Genomic DNA, 1523 nt, shown 5'->3' with positions numbered 1-1523 from the left:
GGCGCACGGCGCACGGCGCACGGCGGGCGGCGGGCGGCGGGCGGGGCCGCACCGGCACATGGTCGTTCGGCTCCTGCCGAGCTGATGTCGTAGATGAATCACGGCCCACCGATCCACGACCTCACGGCGCAGCGGCTCCACGGCCCACCGCCCACGGCCCTCGCGCACGGCCCACGGCCCACGGCCCTCGCGCACGGCCCACGGCTCACGGCCCTCGCGCACGGCTCACCGACCCCAAGGCCTTACGGCGATGAGTCATCTGTGACATCAGCTCGACAGCGCAGGACCGGGGGAAGACGGCCGCGCTGAACGTGTGGTCCCGAGGCCGCCCGCCTCCACCGGGGCCGAGGGAGGAAGGCGGCCGCGCTGGACATGTGGTCCCGAGGGCGGCCCGAGCCTCCGCCGGGACCGAGGGCCAGGACTGTGACGGCCCGCAGACAGAGGAGCACCCGGTCAGCGACAGCAGGTGGGCGGCATGCAGGCCGGACAGCGCGCTCGACACCTGACACCCGGCGGGTCGGACCGCACCCGCGCCGAGGGTCAGGTGTGGAGGGCGTGGACCACGTCGCCGACCACCACCACGGCCGGGGGACGCAGCTCCGCCTCGACCACATCGGCGGCGACCGCGCCGAGCGTGGACCGGAGCACCCGCTGCGCGCCGGTCGTCGCCTCCTGCACGACCGCGGCAGGCGTGTCCGCCGGCCGGCCGTGCGCGACCAGTGTCGCCGTGATGGCGGCGAGGTTCTTCAGGCCCATCAGGATCACCAGGGTGCCGCGCAGCCCGGCCAGCGCCTCCCAGCGCACCAGCGAAGCCGGCGAGTCCGGCGCGACGTGCCCGGAGACCACCGTGAACTCGTGCGCCACCGCCCGGTGGGTGACCGGGATGCCGGCCACCGCCGGAGCCGCGATCGAGCTGGTCACGCCCGGAACCACGGTCACCGGCACGCCGGCCTCCGCGCAGGCGAGCAGCTCCTCGCCGCCCCGGCCGAAGACGTACGGGTCGCCGCCCTTGAGCCGGACCACCACCTTCCCGGCCAGCGCCCGGTCGACGAGGATCCGGTTGATCTCCTCCTGCGTCTTCGACGGCCCGTAGGGGATCTTCGAGGCGTCGACCAGCTCGACGTCGGGACGCAACTCGTCCAGGAGCAGGCCGGGCACCAGCCGGTCGGCGACCACCACGTCCGCCTCGGTGAGCAGCCGCCACCCCTTGACGGTGATCAGCTCCGGGTCGCCCGGCCCGGCGCCGACCAGAGCGACCCGGCCGCCCGAGGTGTCAACAGGGGACCCTTGCTCTACCTGAGGCGTTAAGAGGGGGCCCTTCCTTGCACCCAGGAGGTCGCGGATCGCGTCGCGGACGGTCATCGCCCTGCGGGGGTCGCCACCGCCGAGCACCGCCACGGTGACCGGACCGTGGCGGGTCACCGCGGGGGTCCAGGTCGTTGAGCATCACCATGTCGAACGGCGTGGTGGTGGTGCCCTCCTCCTTGTATCCGCGTACGTGCAGGTTGTCGTGGTTGGTCCGC

1 pseudogene is annotated in these 1523 nt (G+C 74.0%); it reads right to left on the bottom strand.

Going from position 1 to position 1523, the window contains the following annotated elements:
* Positions 1 to 540: 540 nt before the first annotated feature.
* Positions 541 to 1440, bottom strand: a pseudogene (gene cobA / locus AB0I76_RS29725) (uroporphyrinogen-III C-methyltransferase); the annotation flags it as partial.
* Between the last annotated feature and the right edge of the window lie 83 nt (positions 1441 to 1523).

It is taken from the genome of Micromonospora sp. NPDC049799, from assembly GCF_040656655.1.
GTDB lineage: Bacteria > Actinomycetota > Actinomycetes > Mycobacteriales > Micromonosporaceae > Micromonospora.
Note: the sequence above shows the minus strand (reverse complement) of the source record. Positions and strands in the feature narration are given on the sequence as shown.